Source organism: Belnapia sp. AC561 (assembly GCF_979252845.1).
Genome location: NZ_CEEDBP010000025.1, coordinates 6,515 through 26,947, shown reverse-complemented (window position 1 = coordinate 26,947; position 20,433 = coordinate 6,515). Strand labels below are relative to the sequence as shown.

Annotated in this window: 12 protein-coding genes and 1 pseudogene; 3 read left to right on the top strand and 10 right to left on the bottom strand. The window is 72.0% G+C overall.

Annotated features, from left to right (window positions below; genetic code table 11):
* Window positions 1–368 precede the first annotated feature (368 nt).
* From pnp to AC0IW9_RS19290, 3 genes are all read left to right on the top strand, one after another.
* Window positions 369–2,588 (top strand): polyribonucleotide nucleotidyltransferase, encoded by a 2,220-nt coding sequence (pnp, locus tag AC0IW9_RS19300; RefSeq protein ID WP_471649920.1) that lies wholly within the window; start codon window positions 369–371, stop codon window positions 2,586–2,588.
* Window positions 2,589–2,685: 97 nt separating this feature from the next.
* Complete coding sequence (locus tag AC0IW9_RS19295) at window positions 2,686–4,086, top strand: NAD(P)H-dependent flavin oxidoreductase (protein WP_471649919.1); 1,401 nt, start codon at window positions 2,686–2,688, stop codon at window positions 4,084–4,086.
* Window positions 4,087–4,187: 101 nt separating this feature from the next.
* Window positions 4,188–4,970, top strand: a complete 783-nt coding sequence (locus AC0IW9_RS19290; protein ID WP_471649918.1) for a cysteine hydrolase family protein — start codon at window positions 4,188–4,190, stop codon at window positions 4,968–4,970.
* Between the two features lie 91 nt (window positions 4,971–5,061).
* Here the strand turns inward: AC0IW9_RS19290 and AC0IW9_RS19285 are convergent, their stop codons facing one another.
* From AC0IW9_RS19285 to AC0IW9_RS19240, 10 genes and pseudogenes are all read right to left on the bottom strand, one after another.
* On the bottom strand, window positions 5,062–5,349 hold the full coding sequence (locus AC0IW9_RS19285) for a DUF1330 domain-containing protein (protein WP_471649917.1): 288 nt from the start codon (window positions 5,347–5,349) through the stop codon (window positions 5,062–5,064).
* A complete protein-coding gene (locus AC0IW9_RS19280; protein ID WP_471649916.1) occupies window positions 5,346–5,780 on the bottom strand; it encodes a hypothetical protein in 435 nt (144 codons plus the stop codon). Before AC0IW9_RS19280 ends, AC0IW9_RS19285 begins: the two co-directional genes overlap by 4 nt.
* Before the next feature lie 4 nt (window positions 5,781–5,784).
* Window positions 5,785–6,900: an NADH:flavin oxidoreductase/NADH oxidase gene (locus AC0IW9_RS19275; protein WP_471649915.1), complete on the bottom strand. Its 1,116-nt coding sequence runs from the start codon at window positions 6,898–6,900 to the stop codon at window positions 5,785–5,787.
* A complete protein-coding gene (locus AC0IW9_RS19270; RefSeq protein ID WP_471649914.1) occupies window positions 6,897–7,682 on the bottom strand; it encodes a DUF2272 domain-containing protein in 786 nt (261 codons plus the stop codon). Before AC0IW9_RS19270 ends, AC0IW9_RS19275 begins: the two co-directional genes overlap by 4 nt.
* 251 nt (window positions 7,683–7,933) lie before the next feature.
* Window positions 7,934–9,619, bottom strand: a complete 1,686-nt coding sequence (locus AC0IW9_RS19265; protein ID WP_471649913.1) for a solute carrier family 23 protein — start codon at window positions 9,617–9,619, stop codon at window positions 7,934–7,936.
* A gap of 16 nt (window positions 9,620–9,635) precedes the next feature.
* Window positions 9,636–10,724: a hypothetical protein gene (locus tag AC0IW9_RS19260; RefSeq protein ID WP_471649912.1), complete on the bottom strand. Its 1,089-nt coding sequence runs from the start codon at window positions 10,722–10,724 to the stop codon at window positions 9,636–9,638.
* Window positions 10,725–10,821: 97 nt separating this feature from the next.
* Complete coding sequence (locus AC0IW9_RS19255) at window positions 10,822–14,658, bottom strand: cellulose biosynthesis protein BcsC (RefSeq protein ID WP_471649911.1); 3,837 nt, start codon at window positions 14,656–14,658, stop codon at window positions 10,822–10,824.
* A gap of 1 nt (window position 14,659) precedes the next feature.
* Window positions 14,660–19,237 carry a UDP-forming cellulose synthase catalytic subunit gene (gene bcsA, locus AC0IW9_RS19250; RefSeq protein WP_471649910.1) on the bottom strand — a complete coding sequence of 1,526 codons (4,578 nt, stop codon included), beginning with the start codon at window positions 19,235–19,237 and terminating at the stop codon, window positions 14,660–14,662.
* Window positions 19,234–20,064, bottom strand: a complete 831-nt coding sequence (locus AC0IW9_RS19245) for a cellulose synthase operon protein YhjQ/BcsQ (RefSeq protein WP_471649909.1) — start codon at window positions 20,062–20,064, stop codon at window positions 19,234–19,236. Before AC0IW9_RS19245 ends, bcsA begins: the two co-directional genes overlap by 4 nt.
* Window positions 20,065–20,080: 16 nt before the next feature.
* Window positions 20,081–20,433 (bottom strand): annotated as a pseudogene (locus AC0IW9_RS19240) (hypothetical protein); the annotation flags it as partial.

Genomic DNA, 20,433 nt, shown 5'->3' with positions numbered 1-20,433 from the left:
CGTGCCCGTCCGGGCCATATCTCCGCCCCAAGGTCGAGCCGCGCCCATGGGGTGCGCCGGCCGACCGCCGCGCGTGGCGGGCTGACAGGACAAGCCGCTTAGCCCCCATCAGGGACGGCAACGGCGTTTCCGGCCACATGGATCCCCGGCAACGGGGGCGGCCTTCCCCCCTCCGGTGGATGGTTCCGCGTTCCATGCAGCCCGAAGCGCCGAGCCCCGCCCGCATCGGGCGATCGGCCTGCACTGGCACCTGCCGCGTCGCACCCCGGGCCCGCACCCCAGCCTCGAGGCTGGGCGGCGCCCGGTCCTGCAGCAAGACCGGCCTCCGATAGGCCGGCCCGGGTGCAAGCCCGGCCAAGGAACGACGCATGTTCGAGAATTACTTCCGCAAGGATATCGCCTGGGGCGGCCAGCTCCTCACCCTGGAAACCGGCAAGATCGCCCGTCAGGCCGATGGCGCCGTCGTGGCCCGCCTCGGCGACACCATCGTGCTCTGCACCGTGGTCGGCGCCCGTTCGGTGAAGCCGGGCCAGGACTTCTTCCCGCTGACCGTGAACTACCAGGAAAAGGCCTTCGCGGCCGGCAAGATCCCGGGCGGCTTCTTCAAGCGCGAGGGCCGGCCCTCCGAGTCCGAGACGCTGATCTCCCGCCTGATCGACCGCCCGCTGCGCCCCCTCTTCCCCGAGGGCTTCCGCAACGAGGTCCAGGTCATCGCGACCGTCCTCAGCCATGACCTCGAGAACGACCCCGACGTGGTCGCGCTGGTCGGCTGCTCCGCCGCCCTGACCCTCTCGGGCATCCCCTTCTTCGGCCCGGTCGCCGCCGCCCGCGTCGGCTACATCGACGGCCAGTACGTCCTCAACCCGACCATGGCGCAGCGCCAGACCAGCGCGCTCGAGCTGATGGTCGCCGGCACCGCCGAGGGCGTGCTGATGGTCGAGTCCGAGGCGAAGGAGCTGTCCGAGGACGTGATGCTCGGCGCCGTGGAATTCGGCCACAAGGGCTTCCAGACCGTCATCGCCGGGATCATCGATCTCGCCGAGCGCGCCGGCAAGGAGCCCTGGGCCCTGCCGGAGCCGTCGGACGCCATCGCCGCCCTCAAGGCCCGCATCACCGAGCTCGGCACCGCGCCGATGGCCGAGGCCTACAAGGAGACGCAGAAGCTGGTCCGCCAGCAGAATGTCTCCACCGCCAAGAAGGCGCTGGTCGCCCAGCTCACCGAGGAAGGCCTCGACGTCGAGAAGGCGAAGGGCCTGCTGAAGGAGCTGGAGGCGGACGTGGTCCGCAACGCCATCCTCGACACCGGCCTCCGCATCGACGGCCGCGACACCAAGACCGTGCGCCCGATCGTGGCCGAGGTCGGCATCCTGCCGCGCAGCCATGGCTCGGCGCTGTTCACCCGCGGCGAGACCCAGGCGCTCTGCGTCGCCACGCTGGGCACCGGCCAGGACGAGCAGATCATCGATGCGCTGCCGGGCGAGTACCGGGAGCACTTCATGCTCCACTACAACTTCCCTCCCTACTCGGTGAACGAGACCGGCCGCATGGGCAGCCCGGGCCGCCGCGAAGTCGGCCACGGCAAGCTTGCCTGGCGCGCCATCCGGCCGCTGCTGCCGGAGAAGGACAAGTTCCCCTATACCCTCCGCGTGGTCAGCGAGATCACCGAGAGCAACGGCTCCTCCTCGATGGCGACCGTCTGCGGCTCCTCGCTGGCGCTGATGGATGCCGGGACGCCGCTGAAGCGCCCCTGCGCCGGCATCGCCATGGGCCTGATCAAGGAGGACCGCGGCTTCGCCGTGCTCTCCGACATCCTGGGCGACGAGGATCACCTCGGCGACATGGACTTCAAGGTGGCCGGCTCCGACCAGGGCATCACCGCCCTGCAGATGGACATCAAGATCACCTCGATCACCTTCGCCATCATGCGTGAGGCGCTGGAGCAGGCGAAGGCCGGGCGTCTCCACATCCTCGGCGAGATGGCCAAGGGCCTGACCGGCGCCCGCGGCGAGGTCTCGGCCAATGCGCCGCGCATCACCGTGATCAACGTGCCGAAGGAGAAGATCCGCGAAGTGATCGGCTCCGGCGGCAAGGTCATCCGCGAGATCTGCGAGCAGACCGGCTGCAAGATCGACATCGAGGATGACGGGACCATCAAGGTCGCGGCCACCAGCACCGAGCAGGCGCAGCGCGCCATCGACTGGATCCGTGGCCTGACCGCCGAGGCCGAGATCGGCGCCATCTACAACGGGAAGGTCGTGAAGACCGCCGAATTCGGCGCCTTCGTGAACTTCCTCGGCGCCAAGGACGGCCTCGTCCACATCAGCGAACTGGCGAACGAGCGGGTCAACCGCACCACGGACCTCGTCAACGTCGGCGATGCGGTCAAGGTGAAGGTCCTCGGCTTCGACGACCGCGGCAAGGTGAAGCTCTCGATGCGGGTGGTCGACCAGGCCACCGGCGCCGACATCACCGACCAGGTCGGCGCCCGCCGTCCGGGCCCGGGCGGCGAGGGCGAAGGCCGCGAGCCGCGCGGCGAGTTCCGCCGCGACCGCGGTCCGCGCCGCGAGCGGACCGACGCCGCGGAGTAAGCCAGGTCGGTGTAAGTCTGGCCGTTCCGGCGCCGGGGGCCTCCCCTCCGGCGCCGGGATACCCATATGAAGTGCTGCTAAAGTTGAGGGCAGGCGCGTGAAGGCTATCAACGCAATCCGCATGGGCGGCTGCGACGTCCTCCCCCTGGTGGAGGGCGGCAAGGGTGTCGCCGTCTCGAATGGCAGCACCTGCGGCGCCTGGGCGTCGGGCGGCGGCGTCGGCACCTTCTCCGCCGTCAACGCCGACAGCTACGATGCCGATGGCCGGGTGATCCGCCAGATCTACCACGGCAAGACCCGGCTCGAGCGGCACGAGGAACTCGTCGCCTACGGCATCTCCGGCGGCATCGCCCAGGCGCGGGAAGCGCACGAGCGCGCCGGCGGCCAGGGCCGCATCCACTGCAACATCCTCTGGGAGATGGGCGGCGCCGAGCGCGTGGTCCGTGGCATCCTGGAAGGCGCCAAGGGCCTCATCAACGGCATCACCTGCGGTGCCGGCATGCCCTATCGCCTGGCCGATATCGCCAAGGATTTCGGCGTCTTCTACTACCCCATCGTCTCCTCCGGCCGCGCCTTCAGCGCGCTCTGGAAGCGGTCCTACGGCAAGACCCGGGAATGGCTCGGCGGCGTGGTCTACGAGGACCCCTGGCTGGCCGGCGGCCACAACGGCCTGTCCAACTCCGAAGACCCGCTGAAGCCCGAGGATCCCTATCCCCGCGTGCTCAAGCTGCGCCAGCAGATGCGCGAATTCGGCCTGGACGACACGCCCATCATCATGGCCGGCGGCGTCTGGTGGCTGGAGGAATGGCAGGACTGGATCGACAACCCGGAACTCGGCCCGATCGCCTTCCAGTTCGGTACCCGTCCCCTGCTCACCCAGGAAAGCCCGATCTCGGATGCCTGGAAGCAGCGCCTGCTGACCCTGCAGAACGGCGACGTGCTGCTGCAGCGCTTCTCCCCCACCGGCTTCTACTCCAGCGCGGTGCGGAACGAATTCCTCGACGAGCTGGAAGCCCGCAACGAGCGGCAGGTGGCCTATACGGCCGAGCCGATCGGTGACCATGTCGCGGAATACGGCGTCGGCCCGCGCAAGCGGAAGGTCTGGCTGACCCCGCACGACCGCGCCCGCGTCGCCGGCTTCGAGGCCGCCGGCTTCACCGAGGCGATGCGCACCCCCGACAATACGCTGATCTTCGTCACGCCGGCCGACCACGGCCAGATCGTGCAGGACCAGATCGACTGCATGGGCTGCCTGTCCTCCTGCCGCTTCTCCAACTGGGCGCAGCACGAGCCGACCTACGACAACGGCAAGAAGGCCGATCCGCGCAGCTTCTGCATCCAGAAGACCCTGCAGGACGTGGCGCATGACGGCGCGCTGGAAAAGAACCTGATGTTCGCCGGCCACAACGCCTATCGCTTCGCCTCCGATCCCTTCTATTCCAACGGCTTCATCCCGACGGCGAAGCAGTTGGTCGAGCGGATCCTCACCGGCCGCTGAGGCTCCTCCGGAACCGATGAAGGCGCGCGGCCCGCCCGGCCGCGCGCCTTCATCAATTCGGGCCGGCGGAGTGGCATCGCATTTGCAGTCGACTTTCCGCCATGACGATCCTCCTCGACGCCGAACCCGCCCCCGTCGCCTTCGACCCCGCAGCCACCGCGCTGGTCATCATCGACATGCAGCGGGACTTCCTGGAGCCGGGCGGCTTCGGCGCCGCGTTGGGCAACGACATCTCGCGGCTGGCCGCCGCCGTTCCGCCCTGCCGGGCGCTCCTCGCCGCCGCCCGCACCGCCGGCCTGCTGGTGATCCACACCCGCGAGGGCCATCGCCCCGACCTCAGCGACTGCCCCCCGGCCAAATGGGAGCGGGGCCTGCCCGGGATGCGCATCGGCGACCCCGGCCCCATGGGCCGCATCCTCATCCGCGGCGAGCCCGGCCACGACATCATCGCGGCACTCGCCCCCGCCCCCGGCGAGGTGGTGCTGGACAAGCCCGGCAAGGGCGCCTTCTGCGGGACGGACCTGGGCCTAATCCTCCGCAACCGCGGCATCGCCACCCTGCTCGTCGCCGGCGTCACCACCGAGGTCTGCGTCCATACCACCATCCGCGAGGCCAATGACCGCGGCTTCCGCTGCGTCGCCATCGCCGATGCCTGCGCCAGCTACTTCCCGGAATTCCATGCCGCCGGCCTGGCGATGATCAAGGCCCAGGGGGGCATCTTCGGCTGGGTCGCCCGATCCGCCGCCGTGCTGGCCGCGCTTGCATCCGCAGCCGTGCCGGGGTATAGGATTAATGTCTCAGATACCACGCGTCCTCATGGCCGGGCTCGACCCGGCCATGACGGCGACGCCGGAGCGGTCTTCCAAGTAAATTCAAAGGCTTAACCGGTAAAAATTTATTGGAATTGGTGAGTATTGAGCGGAATTTTACCGAATTTAGTCGAATTGAGCAGAATTTAGCAGGCTTTATCCGGCCTCAGACCCCCTCGACCAGGGCCACGTTCGAGACCGTCGCCGCCGCCCGCATGGCGATCAGCGGTGCGTAGTCCTGGCTGAAGTAGAAGGCCTTCAGCCGGTCCATGTCGGGGAATTCCAGCACCACCACCCGGTTCAGCCCGGGCTGGCCCTCCACCGGCGTCACCGCCCCGCCGCGCACCAGATACCGCCCGCCATAGGCCGCGATCATCGGGGCCACTTGGTCCCGGTAGGTCCCGAAGCCCACCGGGTCCGTCACCACGATATTGGCGATCAGATAAGCGCTCATGCGTTCTCCACCTCCTGCACGATCTGCCAGAGGCGGCGGAAGACCACCTCCCGCACCACCCGGTCGATCTCGCTGGGCGCCGCCTGATCCGGGTGGAATTCCCGGGCGAGGCGGCGCTTCAACCGGTCGAACTTCTCGTCCTGCGTCCCTGCCGCCAGCCGCGCCTCGGCGGCCTCGGCCCGCTGCCGCCAATCGGCCGCCGCCAGCCCGTCCGGCTCGGCCGGGGGCGGCACCTCGGCGTCGCGGGCCAGCACGGCATGCCAGCCGCTGTCGTCCGGCCGGGCGATGTCGCCCAGCCGCTCCATGTCCTGCACCATCTGCAGGGCCGCCCGCTGCTCCAGGCGGAAGACGTCCATCAGCAGGCGGGCGCTGACCCGGTCCTGCCCGGCGACGAAGCGCCGGGCCGCCTTCAGATCGACCCCCTCCGGCATGGCCTCAGGCCAGGGGGGCCATCGGGGCGCCGATCGCCGCGTCGCGCGTCATCTTGCCCAGCGTGTTCCAGCCACGCTCGTATTGCGGCGGCACCTGCAGGGTCTCGGTCCGGCCCAGCACGGCGGCGGCGCGCAGCGGCCAGTAGGGCTCGCGCAGCAGCACGCGGGCCAGCAGGATCAGGTCGGCCTTGCCCTCGGCCAGGATGTCCTGCGCCTGCTCCGGCTCGGTGATCAGCCCGACCGCGGCGACCGGGATGCCGGCGCCCGACTTCACCGCCTCGGCACCCGGCACCTGATAGCCCGGGCCGAGCGGGATCTTCTGCTCATGGTGCAACCCGCCGGAGGTGACGTCGATCATGTCGACGCCCAGCGCCTTCAGCCGGGCCGAGAGCGCCACCGTCTCTTCCGTGGTCCAGCCGCCCGGCACCCAGTCGGTGTGGGAGATGCGGACGCAGAGCGGCACGTCGTCCGGGATTGCCGCCCGCACCGCCCGGGTCGCTTCCTCGACGATCCGCGCCCGGCCGTCGAGGTCGCCGCCCCAGGCGTCGTTGCGCTGGTTGGACAGCGGCGAAAGGAACTGGTGCATCAAATAGCCATGCGCCGCATGCAGCTCGATGAAGCGGTAGCCGGCCTGGATGCTGCGCTTCGCCGCGGCGGCGGTATCGGCAATGACCTGGGCGATCTCCGCCTCGCTCATCGCATGCGGCGTGGCGTAGTCGCCGAAGGCGACGGCGCTGGGGCCCAGCGGCTCCCAGCCCGGGGTGGCGGGGCCATGTTCCCAGGCCTGGCGGCGGCTGGCCTTGCGCCCGGCATGGGCGATCTGGATGGCCGGGACCGAGCCCATGGCGGCGATGCCCTCGGCCAGCTTGGCGAGGCCGGGGATCTGCGCATCGGACCAGATGCCGAGGTCGGCCGGGGAGATCCGCCCCTCCGGCGTCACCGCCGCCGCCTCGGTCATCACCAGCCCGGCGCCGCCGACCGCGCGGGAGACGAGGTGGTGGTAGTGCCAGTCGGTCGCGCGGCCGTCCTCGGCGCAGGAATACATGCACATGGGCGAGACGCCGATGCGGTTCTTCAGGGTCACGCCCCGGAGGGTGAGCGGGGCAAAGAGATCGGTCATGGGCCAGGACTCCAGGGCGGCAGGCGCCCGAGGCGGTTTTCGAACAGGACGAACCAAGCCGGCTCGCCGGCGGGCCGGGGCAGCAGATATCCCTGGGGGTCCGCGGCGAAACGGGTGCGGGTCACGCTGTCCAGTACATTGCCCCCGACCACCTCCACCGCGCCAGGGCCCGCCGCCACGACGATATCGCAATGCATCGGCCGGAAACGCCCAGCATCCGCCGCGCGCTGGCGCCAGTCCTGGATGGGCGTGCGGCCGCGATCGGCACAGAGCAGGTCGCCGGGACGCGGCGCCATCTCGGCCGGGGCGCGCGGCAGGAAGGGTGCCGTCGCGGGGAAGGCCAGCGCATCGCGGATCAGCGCATCGACGTAATCCGCATGCGCGGCGGAGGGCGGGAATTCCCGCCGGTCCACCCCCGCCGCGGCCATGACCCAGCTGATGAAGGCGGCGGACCAGAAGGGCTCCCGCCACAGGGCCTCGCCATCCGGCCTGCCGGCCAGGGCCGCGGCATAGAGCCGGCGGTTGCTGGCGATGGCGCCCTCGTCGTCCGGCACCGCCCGCCAATAGGCCAGGACGCGGGGGAAATTGGCCGGATCGCTTTCGGCCTGGGTGGAGGCGGGGCGCTGGCCAGGGTTGGTAACGGTGCTGCCCCAATCGACCCATTCGGCCAGGGCCAGGCGCACCATCCTTTCCCGCGCGGCGGGCGGATAGGCGATCGGCGGGGCCGGGCGCGGCGGGGTGGCGCAGCCGGCGAGCAGCAGCAGGAGGAAAACGAACCGCATGCCGCGGCTGTACAGCAGGGGCCCTGCCCCCGCATCCCGCTTTTGCTCCATGAGCCTAGCTCACGTTTACGTGATTTCATGCGGAATCCATCCTCACGGGAGCGTGAAAATGTATACTGTCTGCGTTCAGGCAGTGCCTTGGACGTCTCCTCCCAGTGATTGGGTGCCGCAACCTGGGGTTGGGCATCAGATCGCCACTTGGGGCCGGCTGGTACCGGAGTTCTCCGGTGCCGCCGGCCCATTTTTTTTGCCTACTGCTCGACGCAGCAGACCAGCTCATGCTGGCCATCCGGCAGCCTGCGCCGCACCAGCCGGTCCGCCATGCGGCTCATCAGCGCCAGCACGACCCCATGGGCCACCGCATCCTCGTCGACATCCTCGTCGAGGCTGGGGGGTGGCCCCGGCATCAGCGGCACGCCTTCCCAGCGGAAGCCGACCTCCAGCACATACTCGTCGAAGCGGGTCGAGATCTCGATCGAGGGGCCGGTCGCCAGGGTGGTGGCGGCCTCGTTGAATTCCTCGGCGAGCTGGACGAGGCGGCGGATGGCATCGGTCCGGGCGCCGGCCAGGCCGCCGCTTTCCAGCAGGAACTGCTTCATCGGCTCGAAGCCGCTTTCCGGCGCCCAGGCCAGCCGGGTGGATTTGCGGGCGCCGATCTGGAAGACCGCATTCAGCGCCAGGGCGGTCAGCAGGCCGAGCACCAGGGAGGAGCCGACGATGGACTGCACCACCGGCGGCAGCGACTGCTGGTAGAAGGCCGGCAACTCGTCGAAGGAGATGCCCAGCAGGAAGCCGAGGCCGACGGTGACCGTCCGCCGCGCATCCAGCAGCCGCTGGCCGAGGATCGAGACGCCCGACAGCACGATGAAGGCGGAGGCGAAGAGCAGCGCCGCGCCCAGCACGCTCTGCGGGATGGCCAGCACCAGGGTGGAGGATCCCGGCAGCAGCGCCAGCAGGATCCAGCCGATGCCGACGCCGATGGCGACCCGGCGGGACAGCACCTCGGTCGCCACCGCCAGGCCGACGCTGGCGGAATAGGTGTTCAGCCCGACGGTGCCGATCAGCCCGGCGGCCAGGGTGCCCAGGCCATCGGCCAGCACGCCCGCTTCGATGTTGTCGTAGTCCGGCCGCTGCCACCCCCGGTCGTTGGCGCGCTGGCTGGCGACGATATCGCCGAAGGCGCGCAGCGTGCAGGCCAGCGCCCCGGCGAGGAAGCCGGGCAGCAGCGCCGCCTCGAAGCTCGGCATCGCCAGCGGCCAGGCGATCACCGCCACCGGCACGCCGGGGCGCGGCGGGCCATCGGCCCCGGCCAGCAGGCCATGCAGCAGGTAGAAGGCGGTGCCCGCCGCCAGCCCCAGCAGCACCGACATGGTCCGCAGCCGCGGATTGCCCCAGACGGCCAAGCCCACCGTCGCCGCCAGCGCGGCCAGCGCCGCCCCGGTGCGGTCCATCGCCAGGGGATCGGCCTCGCCATGGCCGACCACCAGCTTGAAGGCGACGATGCCGAGGATGATGCCGATCATTAGCACCACCAGCCCGACGATCTCGATCGGCAGATAGGGCCTGAGGCGGCGGATGACGCGGCTGAGCGCCACCTGGGTGAGGCCGGCGGCGATGGTCAGCCCGGCGACGGCACCGAGGCCGCCATGCGCCGCGGCGGCGAGCGCGGGCGGCAGATAGGCCGCGGTGAAGACGGCGGGCAGCAGAAAGCCGCTGCCGATGCGCCGCCGGCCCCAGGCCTGGGCCAGGGTCGCCAGGCCCATCGCCAGCATCGAGAGCGCGATGTAATGCGCCTGGGTGCCGGCATCCGCCCCCGCCGCCCGGGCGATGAGCAGCGGGAAGACCAGGGTGACCGCCATCAGCCCCATGTGCTGGGCGACGGAAGGGAGCAGCACGGCCAGGGGCGGCCGGGCGTCCAGCGCGTAGCGGGTGCTCATGCCCGGGGCCCCTGCGTCACGGGCGCCGGAGGACTTCGCCGGTGGTCGGGTCCATCATGAAGACCGAGGCCATCAGGCCGGGGATCAGCGGCGCCGGCATGGAGAAAGCCAGGGAGCCGGTCGGCGTGGCGCCGAGACGGATCTGGTAGAGCGCCAGGGTGCGGTTGGCGGGGTCGTTGGCCGCGGCCTCCTCCAGCCTTTCGCGGGCGCGGTCCACCCGTCCCTCGGCCCAGTCGATCAGTGCCCAGACGATGGTGACATAGGAACCGAAGTTCGGGATCGGGTGGCGGACCGCCAATTCCTCCCCGCGCGCGGCCTGGCGCCGGGCGGCGTCCAGGTCGCCCTGGGCGATGGAAAGGAAGGCGCCGTTCAGCGCATAGAAGGCGCGGGCGGAGGCCATGACATTCGGCGCCTCCGAGGCGCGATGGACCGCCTGCATCGAGGCGGCGAGGTCGTTCTCCGCCAGCGCCAGCACCGAAAGCAGGCTGAAGAGCGCCGAGCGCTCGATCTCCTGCCCCGGCTCCCACTGCCGGCGCAGCAGTCGCTCGGCATCGGCGCGGGTCTGGCGCAGGCTGCTGCCATCGCCTTCCAGCCCATCCCGCAGCCGGGCGAGGGTGACGCGGAAGGGGGCGATCTGCTCGAAGGCGGCGACGGCGGCGGCGCGGACCAGGCTGACCGCATCGCCATCCTCACGCGCGACGGTCAGCCGCGCCATCCGCCTGCCGTCGCCCGACAGCACGATCTCCATGCCGAGGCCCGGGCTCCGCTCGATCATGGTCGCCGAGACGCGGATCGGGCTGAGGCCGAAGAGATCCTGCATGGCGCCGGTCAGGTCCTGCATCCGCATGGATTCCGCCAGGGCGCCGATGACGGTCTTGCGGGAGGCGATGCGCGGCACCGGGACCGGCACGCCGGAGGGCGTGTCCAGCACGCGGGAGAGTTCGGAGACGAAGATCTCCTCCGCCGCCTGGGGTGTCAGCCCGGCCGAGGCCACCTTGGGCGGCAGGCCGACGGAGACGGCCATGGTGCTGGCATTGATCGCGGCATCGCCGGCGATCAGGCCGAACATCACCGCGGCGAGGAAGCCGAGCGTTGCCAGATCCATTCTGTGTCACTCCGAAGGGGCGGAGTGGCGGCCCAGCCGCCACCTGAGGGAACGACCCTAGGCGGCGGCGGCATAAGGAATGGTAAGCGCTGCGGCCTCAGAAGCGGTTGTTCAGCCGCAACAGGAAGCGGGTCTCGTCGAAATTCGCCGCCTTGTCGTAGCGGAAGGCGCCGCCGAGGCTGAGCTGCGGCGTCAGCGCGTAATCCAGGTCGGCCCGGATGCCGCCGATGAAGCCGTTCTGGGTCTGGCCGGGGAAGCGGGCGACGGTGGCGCCGGTCGGGTCGGCCGCGGCCGCCTGCACGGCCCGGGCCTGCAGCGCCCGGTCGTTCGGGTAGAGGTCGCTCGCATTCTCCCGCCAGTTCACGTAGCCGACGGTGCCACCGACCCGGTAGCTGAGGTCGCCGATGCGGCTGCGGTACTCGAGCGGGATGTTGATCGCGGCATAGCTCTGCGGGCTGTAGTAGCCGCCCTGGCCGAAGGTGAAATTGCGCAGGTTCTTGTCGAAGCCGAAGTAGACCAGGTCGATCCCGGTGGTGAGCTCGGTGTCGCCGTCGCGGATGATGGGGTAGCCGAAGCCGGCGCCGCCCTCGGTGCGGTTGTTGCTGGCGACGTTGTCGCCCTGGTACTGCGAATAGCCGCCGCCGGCGTAGATGTAGCCGCGGCCGACCGGGACCTCGACCTGGGCGCGGCCGCCGGTGCGGGTCACGCCGCCCCAGTAGCGGCCGGTGCCGGGGTCCCGCACGCCGCCCCAGGACAGCAGGCTGTCGGTGATGGCGCGGCGTTCGCCGGTGAAGCGGAAGCGCAGGTTGTCCGTCACCGCCGGGGCCAGCTCGATGCCGCCGAGGATGGAGGTGGTGTGGAAGCCGATCGGCGTGGTGCCGACATCGGCCTTCAGCCAGTCGCCGGCCGTATAGCCTACGCCGAAGCCGACGCCGGAGGCGGAGGTGGTGCTGCTGGCGATAGTGGCGGCATTGACCGTCCCGGTGCCGAAGCGGCGGCGGGTGCCCGCATCGGCGCCGAGCTTGCCGGCATCCGCGGTGACCGGGCTGATGGTCGCGCTCAGCCGGCCGCCGACCACGCCCGGCGAGACCGAGGCCTGGAAGGTGCCGGAGATTTCCTGCAGCCGGTCGATGCCGGCCGAGCCGGAGCGGCTGCGGCCGCCGACGGTGCCGAGCACCCGCGGCGCGGTCTGCTCCTCGAGTGCGGCGAGCTGCGTGGCGATGTCGCGCGCCACCGGATCGCTCGGCAAGGCCACCAGGCTGGGCCGGCCAGGGGCGGTGACGCCGGCGGAGACGCCGCCGCGGGCGAAGGGATTTTCCTGCCCCGGGAAGCTGGAGGGCGGGGCACCGGCCTGGGCCACCGTGGTGGGGCGGCCGAGTTCCTGCTGGCGCTGGACGGCGGCGGTCTCCAGCGCGCGGCGGGCCCGGCTGTCCTGGCCGAAGGCGCGGGCGACGCGGGCTTCCAGCACCGTCGCGCGGCTGTCGCGCGGGGCGAGCGCCAGGCCTTCGGCGACCAGCGCCTCGGCCCGGTCGCGGTCCCGCAGGGCGATGGCGGCATCGATGGCGCTGCGGCGGGCATCGAGGTCGCGCGGGTCGCGCGCCAGCACCTGCTCGGTGATGCGCAATGCCTCCGCCGGGCGGCGGGCGCCCTGGTAGAGCCGGGCCAGGGCCAGGCGCAGCTCGGGGCTGTCCGGGTTGCTGGCCAGCACCGGGCGCAGGCGCTCGAAGGCCTGGGCCTGGTCGCCGGATTCGTTCAGCCGGTCCGCGGCGCGGACGGCGATGCCGGTGCGAAGCGAGGCGAGGTCGCGCCGCTGCTCGGCCGGCAGGTTGGGGGACTGGTCGGCGGTATCAGCCAGGGCCGAGGCCTCGGCCTCGAGCCCCGCGCCGAGAAGCGCGCTGGCGATGGCGAGCTGGGCGCGGGCGCCGCCGCCGCGGTTCACCGTCTGGCCGATGCGGGCGGCCTCGGCGGCGCCGAAGCGGTCGTTCACCTCGGCGAATGCGCGGATGACGGCGGCGGCGGTATTGCCGGAAGGGTCCGGCCGGGCGGCGAGCTGGAGGAGCTGCTGGCGCCCCTCCCCCGTCCCGGTCCCCGCGTTGGCGCGAAGCTGGGCGCTGGCGCGGGTGATATCGGCCTGGACCCGGGCGCGCTGCTGCAGCCGGGCCATGTCGGCGCTGCGGCGGGCGGGCGGGATGCGGTTGAGCAGCGCCTCGACATCGGCCGGGCGGCCATCCTCGTCGGCGAAGAGGGCGGCGGCCATGACGCTGTCGGTCGAGCCGGCGCGGACGGCCAGTTCCTCGACCAGGGCACGGCCCTCGCCGGCGCGGCCCTGGCGGCGGAGCGCACGGGCGAGGTCGAGCCGCACCCAGGGATCGGAGGGGGCGAGGCCCATGGCATTGCGGAGGATGGCGCTGGCGACGCCGGGGTCGCTGCTGCGGGCGGCCTCGGCGCGCATCTCGTTGGCCTGGGATTCGGCCGGGGAGACCGCCGGGCGGGCGGGGGTGGCGACGGCCACCATCTCGGAGACGCGGCCCTGGGCCCGCAGCGCCTGGTTCAGCCCGGCCTGGGCCGGGGCGAAGCCGGGGCGGCGGGTGAGCGCGGTGCGGAAGCGCTGCTCCGCCGCGGCCGGGTCGTTGCGGCGCAGCGCCAGCTCGCCGAGCAGGGTCTCGGCATCGGTCTTGTCCTCGGCCTCGCGCCGGACGGCGCGGCGGAGGACCTCGTCGGCCTCGTCCAGCTTGTTGGCGCGCAGCAGGGCGCGGCCCTCGGCCAGCTCGGCGCCGTAGCTGGCGCCGTCCAGCGCCCGCTGCCATTGCGGCGCCTTGGCCGGATCGGCGGCCATGGCGCGTTGCAGCAGGCTGCGGGCCTCGGCCTGCTTGCCCTCGCGCAGCCGGACGATGCCGAGGCCGCCGAGGGCATCGGCGTCGTTCGGATTGGTGGCGAGTGCGGCTTCGAATTGCCGGGTGGCATCGCGCAGCCCGCCGGCTTCGAGCCGGACGAAGCCCTCCTGCCGGGCGGTGGAGCCGGCGTCGGCGGTGGCGGTCGCGCGCGCGGCCTCGGCGCGGCGGCGGAGGTCGGTGTCGTCGGGGAAGCGGGTCAGGTAGCCCTCGACCTGCGGCGCCAGGGCCGGGTCGCCGACGCTCCAGACCAGGGCCTGGCGCCAGGCGCGGCGGGCATCGGCGGAGACGGCCGGCTGGTCGGCCAGCTCGGCCAGGCGGCGGATGCCGTCGGCGCGCGTCGCGGCCTGGTAGGTCAGGGTCTGGGCATAGGCGAGGCGGGCGCGCGGGTCGGCGTTCTGGCGCTCGGCGATGCGGCTGAGGCCGCGGCGACCTTCCTCGGCGCTGCCCTCGGTGCCGGCCAGGGTCTGGTAGTATTCCAGGGCGAATTGCTCGGGCGGGCCCTCGGCACCGAAGACGGCGCGGTAGCGGGCGGCGGCCTCGGCGGATTTGCCGTCGCGGGCCAGCTGGCGGGCGACATCGAGCGCGGCGCGGTCGAGGGTGGCGCCGCGCACGGCGCTGTCCACCTGGGTGCGCTGTTCCTCGGTGCCGCCGGCGGCGCGCAGGCGGGTGAGGTAATTGGCGGCGGCGGTGCGGTTGTCGCGCACCGCCTCGATCCGGGCGGCGACGGCCAGGGCATTGGGGTTGCGCGGATCGGCGGCCAGGGCGCGCTCGATGGAGAGCACGGCGAGGTCGGCGCGGTCCTGGGCCAGCCAGCGTTCGGCCTGGCGCACCAGCAGGTCGATGCTGGCACGGCTGGTGGCGGGCTGGCCGGGCGACTCCGCTGCCGCCGGTTGCGGCGCGGCGATCGGCGGCAACGACGGCAGCGGGGCCGTCTGGGTCGGCGCCGGCTGGGGTGGCGCCGGCTGGGCCCGCGCCGGCTGGGCCAGGGCGGCGGCCGGCAGGGCCAAGCCCAGCAGCCAGAAGGGCGTCGCGCGGGCCATGCTAATGCGCCTTCTCGACCGGGGTGCGGGCACGCAGGCGATTGATCGCGCGGCGGCGGAGCATCCAGTAGAAGGACCCGCCCATCATCAGCGCGGCGCCCAGCAGCAGCAGCAGCGCCCGCTCCGGGTGATTGCCCAGCCAGAGCTGCGGCAGCAGCCACCAGGGCAGCTCCCCCACGTCGTAGCGCGGCATCGCGCTATAGGCCGCCACCGGCCCACCGGCGAGGATGGCGACATCCCCCTGGATCCGGCGGGATTGCACCGGGTCCCGCATGGCCTGCGCCATGGCGGCCATGGCGGCCTGGGTCGCGCCGGTGATGGCGACGATGGATTTGCCGGAGGCCAGCGGGCTCTCGGCGCCGATGATGGCGCCCAGCCCCTCGCCGCCGTCGCTCAGCGCCGCGGCGGCGCGGTTGCGGTCGCCGCGGCCGGGCGCATCGAGGAAGAGGGCGCGGACATCCTGGAAGGCATCCGGCAGGGCGAGCACCAGGCGTTCCCCTTCCAGCTTCACCGGCGTCTCCTTCAGCAGCGTATTCAGCGCCGGTGCGCGGCCGAGCGAGCCGATCACCAGCAGGTCCCGCTGCGCGACCGAGGGCAGCGCATTGGCATGCACCACCTGCAGGCCGGTGGCGGGCAGGCCGACCAGGACGGAGAGCTGGCCGATCAGGTCGAGGAAGACCTGCATCTCGGTCGGGCTCGGCCGTTCCGGCAGCACCGCAGCGGTACCCGACAAATCTGCATATTTGGTGAAGGGGAAGCCGGCGGAGGCGAAGAAGCCGAGGTTCGGCATGCGCGCATGCCGGTGGATGCGGCGCAGGTCGATGGTGCTGTCCGGCTCGACCGAGGCGCGCAGGTCGCCCGGTGTCGCCACGCATTCGCCGCGCGCCAGCGGCCGCAGGTCGAAGCGGAGCTGCAGCTCATCCCGCCCGAGCAGCAGGTAGGACGGCACGGTGGCGCTGCCGCTGCGGATTTCCGCATCGCCGAAGACGGCGCGGCGGAGATAGTCGAACGGCCCCCAGAGCTCCCCGGCGCCGAGCGGCAGGGAGCGGATATAGGTCTCGGAGACGGAAACATCGAGGCGCGAGGCGCCGATATCGATCACCGGCCCGGGCGGGGCGCGGAAGCGGAGGTCGACCGGGAAGCCGCGGTTGCGGAAGGTGAGGATATCCGGCGAGGTCCGCAGCGGGATGCGGATCGGCGCCGGGGCATAGCCGGCGCCCTGCAGGTCGGCACGCTCGACCAGGCTGCCGAGGGTCATGACGCGGTCCGTCGCCACCCAGCGCGGCGCATCATAGGGCTGGCGCGGGGCGACGCTGGGCTGGACGACGCGGGCGACTTCCCCCGCGAGCGCGGCACGGCCGACCGCGAGCGCCATGGCGGCGGCGGCGGCCTCCGGCTCGGTCCGGCCGCCGATGACCAGCAGCGTCCCGAAGCTGTCCGAGGGATTGGCGACCATGGCGATGGTCGGTCCCTCGAAGCGCGGCAGGGCGAGGCCGGGGACGGCATCCGAGCCGACGGCGATGACGAGGGCATCGCCCTTGCGCGGCGGGGTCCGCTCCACCGGGAAGGTGGCGCCGCGGTAGTCCGCCTGCACCGCGAACCAGGAGGCGGCGACGGCGGCGGCGCGCAGCCCGGCCGGGCCGGTGCTTTCGGCCAGCACCACCGGCAGGGTGAGCGTGCCGCGCAGCACCCGGCGGTCGAACAGCGGCTCCGGCAGGCGGGCCAGGTCGCGCTGCGGCGGCAGGCGCTCGATCCGCATGGAGACGGTCGAGAGATCCGAGACGGTGGCCCAGAGCAGGCCCGAGAGCGGGTCGTTGCACTCGACCGCGTAGCGGCCGGAGAAGCGGAAGTTCAGCCGGTTGATCTCGCTGAAGAACAGCGGGTCGAGCGGGAAGTCGATGGGGCCGAAGGATTGTCGCGCCGGCTCGACCGGCACGGTGCCGATCGCCTGGTCGTTCAGCGAGATGGCGATCTGCGAGAGCGAGGGAATCAGCGAGGGCGAGGTGGCGCCGGCCAGCGACAGCTTCGCCTCGGTCACCACCTCATCGGCGCGGAGGCCGAATTGCACGCCCTGGAGATCGGAGACACCGCGGAGCTGCATCGGGCCGCCGAGGCCGAGATCCCGCAGGGTGGGGCGGATTTCCCGGACGCCATCGACCGGCTCCGGGGCGAAGCCGCGGCCGGGCGGCGCGGCGGCGAAGGGCGCCTGCACCGGGACGGCGGCGGCCGGGGCAAGCGGAGACGGTGGCTGGGCCACCGGCGCGGCCTGCCCGGGGGAGGCCGGGCTGAGCGTGGGGAGCTGCGTCCGGACCGGGGCCGGTTGCGCCAGGGCCGCGGGCGCCAGCAGCAGCAGGCCGAGCACGGCGCCGAGGGCAGTCGCGGCGGCGGCGCGGGGGCGGCGCGGCTCGACCACGTCGGAGACGCGGACCGGGGCGGCGGCGGCCGCACTGGCCGGCACCGGGCGTTGCACCAGCTGCTTCGGGAAGGCGATGCGGTACTTGCGGAACACCGCATCCGCGGTGGCCAGCACCACGTTCAGCAGCGAGCGCAGCGGCCGGTCCACCGGCCAGTCGTCCCAGTGCAGCCAGGCATCCGGCCGGCCGAAGAACAGCCGGGCGACGGCGGCTTCCTGCGCCAGGTTCTCCACCACGAAGCGCAGGAAGACCTCGTCGTCGACCCAGCGCAGCACCTCGGCCTCGACCTTGATGATCTCGCCGCAGCTCTCGAAGGCGACCACCGCGCGGTCGCCATCGGCGGTGCCGAGCGGGCGGGCCAGGGTGATGCGGGCGCCGGAGAGGGAGATGTTCGAGCTATGCGCCTTGATCGCCTCGCCGCTGGCCAGGGTCATGGTGGCGGGGACCACGGCATCGGTGCGGGCGCGGACGCGCATCTGTTCGCGCTCGCGGCCCACCGCGACGGCGGCCGAGGCGGGGATGACGCAGAGCCCGGCCCAGATGGTGTTCAGCAGATAGGCGCGGAACTGCAGCGTGCTGCTGTCGGTGATGATGATGCCCACGATTCCTATGGTGAGGCCGATGAGCAGCAGGCCGGTCAGGATCACCATGGGCAGCACCATGGGCAGGTCGAGATAGCCTTCCTCGACCATGCCGCCCTTGTCGGTGACGTTGAACTTGCCCTTGGTCGGGTCCCAGAGCGTCTTGAAGGTGACGGGGATCAGCGGCCAGGCGAGCGAGGCCTCGTAGATCTCGGACCAGAAGGAATGGCGGTGCTTGCCGTTCAGCCGTGCGGTGGTGGCCACCGCATGGAACATGTGCGAGCCGGCATAGGCGATGATGCCGAGCGGGCTGGCCGCGATGACGCTTTCGCCGAAGAACAGGAAGGCCAGCGGCGAGGTGAGGAAGATCAGCCGGGGGATCGCGAACAGGAAGCCGAAGCCGCCCATGAAGTAGCAGAGCCGCTGCCAGTTGTTCAGGCCGGTGGCGATGATGGTCTTCTCCAGCCGCATGATCTGCATCATGCCGCGGGCCCAGCGCAATCGCTGACCGATGTGCAGCGCGAGGCGTTCCGTCGCCAGGCCGGAGGCCAGAGGCAGCCGGATATAGGCGGTGTGCCAGCCGCGCTTCTGCATGAGCAGGGAGCAGTGGCAATCCTCGGTGACCGTGATGTGCGGCACGCCGCCGACTTCCTCGAGCGCGGTGCGGCGGATGACGGCGCAGGAGCCGCAGAAGAAGGCGGCGTTCCAGAGGTCGTTGCCCGGCTGGATGGCGCCGTAGAACAGCAGGCCCTCATTGGGCACCGGCCGCTTGCGGGCCAGGTTCCGCTCGAAGGGATCGGGCGAGTAGAAGTAGTGCGGGGTCTGCACCATGGAGATGCGGGCATCGCGCACCAGCCAGCCGACGGTGAGCTGGAGGAAGGACCGCGTCGGCGCGTGGTCGCAGTCGAAGATGGCGATGAACTCGCCCTTGGTATGGCGCAGGCAGTGGTTGATGTTGCCGGCCTTGGCGCCCTTGTTGTCCGGGCGGATGACGTAGCCGCAGCCGCTGTCCTCGGCGAATTTGCGGAACTCGGGGCGGCGGCCGTCGTCGAGGATGTAGACGTTCAGCTTGTCGCGCGGCCAGTCCATGCTCATCGCCGCCAGCACCGTCGGGCGCACCAGGTCGAGCGATTCGTTGTAGGATGGGACATAGACATCGATGGTCGGCCAGAGCCGCGGATCGGCCGGCAGCGGCACCGGCTTGCGGTCCAGCGGCCAGGAGGTCTGCAGGTAGGACAGCGACATCAGCAGCCCGGCGTAGAGCTCCGCCATGAACAGCAGGCCGCCGAGCACGATCTGCGGGATGGTCTCGAATTCCAGCGTCTCGGTCGCCCGCCAGAAGAGGTAGCGGGAGGAGATGGCGATGGACATCACCACCAGCACCAGGCCGATGCGGCGCGACTTCATCCGGTTCAGCGCGAGGAAGGCGATGATGCCGCCGACGGTGAGCAGCGCCTGCTCCTCCGCCCGCATCGGCAGGGTGACGAAGATCAGGCAGCCGAGCAGGCCGAGGGCGACCAGGGTGCCGCGCAGCAGCCGGTCCCGCGGGGCGGGCGGGGCGGGGTAGGAGGTCGCGTCGCTCATCGGAGGCCCCAGTCGGAAAGGGCGGAGAAGCCGCCGCGGCGGCGGTTGCCGTTGCCCCCGGCGGGCGGCAGGCGCAGGCGGGCGGCGATGGCATCGGTCACGGCGCGAAGATCCTCGGCGGCGGGACCATCCCGCGGGTCCAGCAGCATGCGCTTGTCGCCTAAAGCTTCCGCTACCGCGTCATCCCGGCAGACGGCGCCGACGAGGCGGGAGCCGAGGGCCTCCGCGGCGCCGTCGAAGACCGCGCTGGCGAGCGGGGCATCGAGATCGACCTGGTTCATGACCACCACGGCACGGTCCCCGGCCCGGCTGGCCAGCCGGCCCCGGCCGAGCCAGCGGTTGGAAAGGATGGCCGGGATCTGCGCCGCGCTGGCGGCATCGGCCAGCAGCACCACGACCATGAGGTCGACCATGGGCAGGATGGCGCTCATCGCCGGGGTGGGGCCCGGGGGGCTGTCGACCACCACGATGAGGTCGGGGTCGGCCAGCATCTCCCGCACCGGGCCGGCCAGCAGCTCGGGATCCTGGTGGAGGGCCTGGGCATTGTCGAGCGAGGTCAGCGGATCGACCGTGCCATGCGGCAGCACGCGGACGCCCGTCGCGGTGTCCATCACGGCCTGGCGCCAGGCGGGATGGCGGGTGATGTCGCAGAGGAAGCCGGCCTCGTCCCGGTAGGGCAGGCCGAATTGCAGCCGGAGGGCATTCTGCGGATCGAGGTCGAGGGCCAGCACCCGGTGCCCGCGCTGGGCCAGCAGCGCGGCGACATGGGCGGCGAGCGTCGTCTTGCCGACACCGCCCTTGGGGGAAACGAAAGCGATCAGAGGCATTTTGCCGCGGCGTCCCTTATCGTGGCCAGGCGCGACGGGGCCCGGGGCCACGCGGCATGGGGTTCGGCCCGCGCGCCGGCGGGACCATCGGGGCGCCCGCCGGGGAAGCGGGCGGCGGGGTCTGGGTGGGAAATCCGGTGGCCGAGAGCGCCGGCATCGCGGCGCGGGCGGCGGGGCGATGGGCGATGGGGCGATGGGCAATGGGGCGGTCGGCCGGATGCTCGGCCTGGTGCCCGGCGGGCGGGGCATGCGGCTCGATCGCCAGATCCTCGAGCATCCGGTAGCGATGGGCGGGCGCGGCCGGGCGCGGCGGGGCCTCGGGCATCTCCCGTTGGGGCATCGCCTGCTGGGGCATCGCCTGATGGGGCA

Excerpts from the sequence above, each read along its gene's own strand:
- pnp (WP_471649920.1), top strand. The coding sequence starts at position 369 with ATGTTCGAGAATTACTTCCGCAAGGATATCGCCTGGGGCGGCCAGCTC.
- AC0IW9_RS19290 (WP_471649918.1), top strand. The coding sequence starts at position 4,188 with ATGACGATCCTCCTCGACGCCGAACCCGCCCCCGTCGCCTTCGACCCC.
- AC0IW9_RS19285 (WP_471649917.1), bottom strand. The coding sequence starts at position 5,349 with ATGAGCGCTTATCTGATCGCCAATATCGTGGTGACGGACCCGGTGGGC.
- AC0IW9_RS19280 (WP_471649916.1), bottom strand. The coding sequence starts at position 5,780 with ATGCCGGAGGGGGTCGATCTGAAGGCGGCCCGGCGCTTCGTCGCCGGG.
- AC0IW9_RS19275 (WP_471649915.1), bottom strand. The coding sequence starts at position 6,900 with ATGACCGATCTCTTTGCCCCGCTCACCCTCCGGGGCGTGACCCTGAAG.
- AC0IW9_RS19270 (WP_471649914.1), bottom strand. The coding sequence starts at position 7,682 with ATGCGGTTCGTTTTCCTCCTGCTGCTGCTCGCCGGCTGCGCCACCCCG.
- AC0IW9_RS19265 (WP_471649913.1), bottom strand. The coding sequence starts at position 9,619 with ATGAGCACCCGCTACGCGCTGGACGCCCGGCCGCCCCTGGCCGTGCTG.
- AC0IW9_RS19260 (WP_471649912.1), bottom strand. The coding sequence starts at position 10,724 with ATGGATCTGGCAACGCTCGGCTTCCTCGCCGCGGTGATGTTCGGCCTG.
- AC0IW9_RS19255 (WP_471649911.1), bottom strand. The coding sequence starts at position 14,658 with ATGGCCCGCGCGACGCCCTTCTGGCTGCTGGGCTTGGCCCTGCCGGCC.
- bcsA (WP_471649910.1), bottom strand. The coding sequence starts at position 19,237 with ATGAGCGACGCGACCTCCTACCCCGCCCCGCCCGCCCCGCGGGACCGG.
- AC0IW9_RS19245 (WP_471649909.1), bottom strand. The coding sequence starts at position 20,064 with ATGCCTCTGATCGCTTTCGTTTCCCCCAAGGGCGGTGTCGGCAAGACG.